This window comes from uncultured Dietzia sp. (assembly GCF_937873725.1).
In the GTDB taxonomy this organism is placed as follows: Bacteria; Actinomycetota; Actinomycetes; order Mycobacteriales; family Mycobacteriaceae; genus Dietzia.
In genome coordinates, this window is the sequence record NZ_CALMYY010000038.1 from 1 (window position 1) to 5760 (window position 5760).

The 5760-nt window shown below is 68.8% G+C and carries 3 protein-coding genes; all 3 read left to right on the forward strand.

The genetic code is table 11. From position 1 onward, the window contains the following. The first annotated feature begins 151 nt into the window (after window positions 1-151). On the forward strand, window positions 152-1801 hold the full coding sequence (locus tag Q0444_RS03130) for an MFS transporter (RefSeq protein WP_299021333.1): 1650 nt from the start codon (window positions 152-154) through the stop codon (window positions 1799-1801). 211 nt (window positions 1802-2012) lie between these two features. Continuing rightward, window positions 2013-4985: an EAL domain-containing protein gene (locus Q0444_RS03135; RefSeq protein ID WP_299021335.1), complete on the forward strand. Its 2973-nt coding sequence runs from the start codon at window positions 2013-2015 to the stop codon at window positions 4983-4985. After that, window positions 4982-5760, forward strand: a 779-nt coding sequence (locus Q0444_RS03140) for a glycosyltransferase family 2 protein (protein ID WP_291081055.1), incomplete at its 3' end; no start/stop codon positions are given. The genes Q0444_RS03135 and Q0444_RS03140, both read left to right, overlap by 4 nt.

Sequence of the window (5760 nt, forward strand, 5' to 3'; positions counted from 1 at the left end):
GTGGTGGAGTTCCGCTTCAACGTGTAGTGGCGCGACGATCGCCCCGGAACCTCACGGCTCTTGGCAAGGCACCGGCGACCCGGGAGTATGCTGACATCGCGTCAGCATCTTCTGGCGCCGAGTGACCAGCCTTCGAGAACGAAGAAACCCCGTGGGCGAACCGCAGACTTCCCCCAATCCCAAGCGTTGGTACGCGATGGCGACGGTGTCGCTGGCCGTGTCGATCATCATCATGGATGCCACCGTGGTGAACGTCATCCTGCCGGTGCTCATCCAGGACCTCTCGCTGAACGTGTCGGAGGCCGAGTGGGCGAACTCGATCTACGCGCTCGTGTTTGCGGCGCTGCTGATCACGGTGGGTCGCATGGGCGACCTGTTCGGCCGGCGGCGGTTCCTGCTCATCGGCATCACGATCTTCGTGCTCGCGAGCCTCATTGCCGCATCCGCCCCCAGCGGCGCGGTTCTCCTGCTGGGTCGCCTTCTCCAGGGTGTCGGCGGCGCGATGATCCTGCCTTCCACGCTCTCGACCGTGAACGCGATGTTCACCGGCCGCGAGCGAGGGATCGCCTTTGCGATCTGGGGTTCGACGATCGGCGGCATGGCGGCGGTCGGCCCGCTCGTGGGTGGATGGCTCGCCACATACGTCAGCTGGCACTGGGCCTTCCTCATCAACCTGCCGATCGGCATCCTCATCGTGGTCGGCACGATCCTCTGGGTCCCCGAGACCAGAGACCCGCACGCCGAGCGTGGCGTCGACGTCGCCGGGATCGCCTTGTCGGTGGTCGGTCTGTCGGCACTGGTGTTCGGCCTGATCGAGGGGCAGCGCTACGGATGGTGGAACGTCGACACGGCGCCGTCGATCGGCGGGTGGACCTGGCCCTACGCCCTCTCGCCGGTGCCGTTCGCGTTCGCCATCGGAATCCTGTCCATGGTGGCCTTCGTCGTGGTCGAACTCAGCCGTGCCCGCGCCGGGAGGCCGGTGCTGCTGGATCTCGGGCTGCTGCGCATCCGGAGCCTGCGCTACGGATCGATCGCCGCGCTCATCGTCTCGCTGGGCGAGTTCGGCATGCTGTTCGCCCTGCCGCTCTACGTGCAGAGCGTTCTGGGATTCACCGCGCTCAACACCGGGCTGCTGATCCTCGCGCTCGCAATCGGCACCTTCCTCATCTCCGGTGGCACCGCCCAGCTCGCCGGACGGATGGGCGGGCGCAGCATCGTGCGGATCGGGCTGCTGCTCGAGGTCACCGCGGTGGCGGGTCTGGCGCTGAGCATCTCGGCCACCGCGAACGCCTGGGTGCTCGCGGCGTGGCTCTTCCTCTACGGCGTGGGCGTCGGGCTCGCCACCGCCCAGCTCACCAACGTGATCATGGTCGACGTTCCGGTCGCGCAGAGCGGGCAGGCCTCCGGGCTGCAGAGCACGGTCCGCCAACTCGGCGCAGCGCTGGGCGTGGCCGTCCTCGGCACGGTCCTGGTGACGACGCTCGCCAACGCGGCGTCGTCGAATCTCGAGGGGATCGCCGGACTCAGCCCGCAGGCGCAGGAGCAGACCGTCTCGGTGGTGAAGGGGTCCGCGGGCGCCGCGATCCCGGGACTGTCATCGATGCCCGGCTTGAGCCAGGAGGTGCAGACGGCGGCAGAGGATGCCATGGTCACCGCGGCCCGGGTCACGACCTTCGGTGCGGCATTCGCGCTGCTCGTCGGCCTGGTCGCGACCGTGGGCCTGCCGGCGACCCCGCCGGCGCGCCGCGAGGACGACGACGCCGACGACGTCGCGCCCGAGCTGCAACCGGTCGGCGACTGACGGCGCTCGCGGGTGACCTGACGGCACGGGTCGGGCGGTGAGCACGTGGCGGCGACAAGCACCGGCGGCGCTGTGGGGCACGACCGGGGCTGCCCCGGACGGCCGCGACCGGATGGTCGATTAGGCTTTCTATATAAATCCGACCGGTGGTCCGCCCCGCGTCGCCGGAGGCGCGTCGGCCGGACGTAGTCCACTCGCGGATCGGCCTCTGCTGCGGCATGGTCTCTTCGCGCTCGCCTACCTCGTCGTCGCGGTGGCGACGGTGAAGTTCGTGAATCCGGGGACGGCCGTCTCGCTGGTCTGGCCGTCCGCCGGCGTCGCGGTGTGGTGGGCATTGACGTGTCGGAGTCGGCGGTCGTTCCTGCTGGTGTGCGCGTTCGTCTTCGCCGTTCCCACCTCGTACATGCTCCTCGTCAACGGCCGTTCTATCGAGACGGTCTGGCTGCTGGGGGTGGCCTACGTCCTCTCAGGACCCGCGATCCGGCCCGTCATGGAGGCGCTCGAGCGGGTGCGGGAGAGGGAGGAGTGGCTACCCGCGGTCAGGGGGCGCGAGAAGCTCGCCCGCATCGCGGTACCCGGTGACGTCTATCGGCTGCTCATCGCGAGCCTCATCACCCTCCCGTTGGCCAAGTGCGTCAGCATGGTGTGGTTCGCACTCGACGGCGACGCCGTCTCGATGTCCCTCTACATGAGTCTCGTCCTGCGCGATCTCGCGGGCGTCATGGTCGTGGCCGGACCCGGGCTCGCGATCGCGTCGTGGGGGCGGCGGGATGTGGACGCCACGGCGTTGCGTCACACGGCGATCGCGCTCGCCGCGACGTCGGTGTTGCTCGCGCTGATCTTCGGGCCCGGCCAGGAGCTGCCGATCGCCTACCTCGCCTCGCTTCCGTTGTTCTGGAGCGCCACGAGGCTGCCGGTGTCGTCTGCGGCGGTGCACGCGGTCTTCACCACGGTCACCGCGGCGATCCTCGCGCACTGGATCGGTGCGGGTCCCTTCGCCGCCCCTGAGACCCCTGTCCAACAGGCGTTGGCGATCCAGATCTTCATCATCCTGACGGTCCTACTGACTCTCGTCGTGTCGACGACCGTGCAGCAACGATCGTCGATCAACGCGGAGCTGAGCGCATTGACCATGACGATCCCGGACGCGGTGGTCACCGTCGATCGTGAAGGTCGAGCGATGCCGGTCAACTCGGCGGGATACGACGTGGTGGTCGCGAATCCGGGCGGCGGGTACGCGTCCCGTCCGATCCGCGAGGTCTATGACGTGGGTCTGCCCGGGACGTTGAGCCCCATCGCACAGGCGCTCGGGGGCGGATCCGTGCGAGCGATGATCGTAGAGCTCGCCGATCCGTCCCCTGGTGCCCCGAGCGGCGACCGCCGGACCTATTCGGTGAGCGCGTCGCCGCTCTACGGACCGGGAGGAGCCGAACCCGATCAGGCGCTCCTCCTGTACCACGACCTCACCGAAGGTCACCGGTTGGTGCGGGAACTCCAGCGCGCCCGCGACGAGGCCCAGGACCTGTTCGATGACGCGCCGCAAGGCGTCGCGACCCTCGGCACCGACGGCAGGATCCTGCAGGCCAACCGCGCATTCGGCGACTTGGTGGGTGTCCCGGAGGACCGACTTCCGGGGCGTCGCCTGGACGAGTTCTGCGTCGACGGGGACCTGCACGAGGAAATCGGCCTGGCCCTGGGCGAACCAGGGACGCTCGTCCGCGCCGATCGCTCCCTCGGCGCCGCGGACGGGCGGAGCGTCATGGTCGCGCTCTCGCTCCGCACCATGACCCGAGGGGACGAGTCGTCCCCGCAACTGCTCGTCAACGCGGTCGACGTGACCGAGAGGCAGGAGCTTCACGACCTGGTCTCCCACCTCGCCGACCACGACGCGACCACCGGACTGATCAACCGCCGTCGGTTCGATCGGGAGTTCGAGTCGATCCTCGAGCGCAGCGCATCCGAGTCGGGGGCCGGGGCGCTACTCCTCATCGACCTCGACGATTTCAAGTCGGTGAACGACCTGCTCGGACACCATGTTGGCGACGAGCTCCTGGTCGAGTTCGCGCAGTTGCTGACGGCGTCCGTCCGCTCGACGGATGTCGTCGCCCGACTCGGCGGCGACGAGTTCGCCATTGTCCTTCCAAGCGCCGACAAATCGATCGCGATCGCGGTCGCCGGCGGGATCGTCGACGCTGTGCGCCGGCGGTTCCGTGACCGCCCCGATGCCCTGAGTCGGGTCACCGCGAGCATCGGCGTCGCACTGTTCGCCGACGCCCGCTACCGCGCCACCGACGTGCTGCTCCGCGCGGACGCGTTGCTCTACGACGCCAAGCGTCCGGGGGGGGATTGCTTTGTCGCGCCCGGCGCCGGGGGGGGGAGCGCCGGTCCGGTCCCGCCGGTCGTCCCCCGAGACCGTGTCGAGCGCATTCTCAGATCGGACGCGTTGACTCTCGAGCTGCAGCCGATCGTCGAACTGGCGACCGGACGGGTGGTGCTCGCCGAGGGGCTCGTCCGTGACGCGGGTTCTGCGCAGGAGATGTCGACCGGCGAGTTCGTGGCGGCGGTGGAGCGAGCGGGTCTCGGACCGGAACTCGATTCGCGGGTCCTGCGGCGGGGGATCCGGTTGCTGCCGCAACTGCAGCGTGCCAGGCCCGGATTCCGCCTCTCGCTCAACATCTCGGCGCAGTCGCTCGGGTCGGACGAGGTCGCGCGCGTCATCGTGTCCGAGCTCGAGGTCCACCGAGTGCCGTTCGGCTCGCTCGTGCTCGAGGTGACGGAGACGGCACCGATCACGGACATCGAGTCCGCGCGCAGTTTCCGACGGACCATGCGTGAGCACGGGGTGAGCCTCGCCCTCGACGACTTCGGCGCGGGGTGCGAGCCGTACCGCTACCTGAGGCAACTGGAGGTCGACATCGTGAAGATCGCGGGTGAGTTCGTGGAGAACATGGCCGACGGCGACATCGACAGCGGCATAGTGAGGTCCATCGTCGACCTCGCCGAGGGGCAGGGCATGCGCACAGTGGCCGAATTCGTCTCCGACGAGCGGATTCTCTCCGCTGCCCGACTCGCGGGGATCACGTACGCACAGGGCTCCCACATCGGGATGTCGCTTCCCCTCGACGAGTTCCTCTCCACGCACCTCGTGGATTCGGCCGTCGGAGTCGACATGGAGGACAGATGAGCAGGGAACGCTTCTCGATGGGCCGGATCGTCGGCATCGGCGTGGTGGGGCTGGCGGCGATGGCAGGTCTCATGCTCTGGCTCGCCATCTCTCTGTCGGATCCGACCTCTCCGGGCGCTCGCGAGGTCCGACTGTTCGGTCTGTGGAACGTCCTCTACGACGACTATTCCCCGCCGGCCAGCGTGCTCATCGCCGCCGTCACCGTCTCTGTGGTGTTCGTCGCGATCGCCGTCGTGGTGGAGGTGGCCGTCACCAACCGCTATCGCAGGTCCTCCGACGCCGAGGACATCCCGCTCGCGCCGAAGGTCGTCATGGCGGCCACTCGAGGGGTGTTCCACGGACCGGTCACGATCACCGTTCTCGTTCCCGCGCACAACGAGGCGGACCGGATCTCGGCGACCATCGAGGCGTTGCAGGCGCAGGATGCCGCGCCCGAGCGCATCATCGTCGTGGCCGACAACTGCACCGACGCGACGCCGGACCTCGCCGTGGCCGCCGGGGTGGAGGTGTTCGAGACACGGGAGAACCGGCACAAGAAGGCGGGCGGGCTCAACCAGGTCCTCGCGGACCTGCTGCCGGAGCTGGGGGAGAACGACGTCGTCATGGTCGTCGACGCCGACACCGTGCTCGATCAGGGGTTCCTGGCCGAGGCGCGACGGCGCTTCACCGACGACCGTGCGCTCATGGCGGTCGGAGGCCTGTTCTACGGTGAGCCCGGCTCGGGCTGGATCGGCCAGTACCAGCGCAACGAGTACACGCGCTACAGTCGCGACAT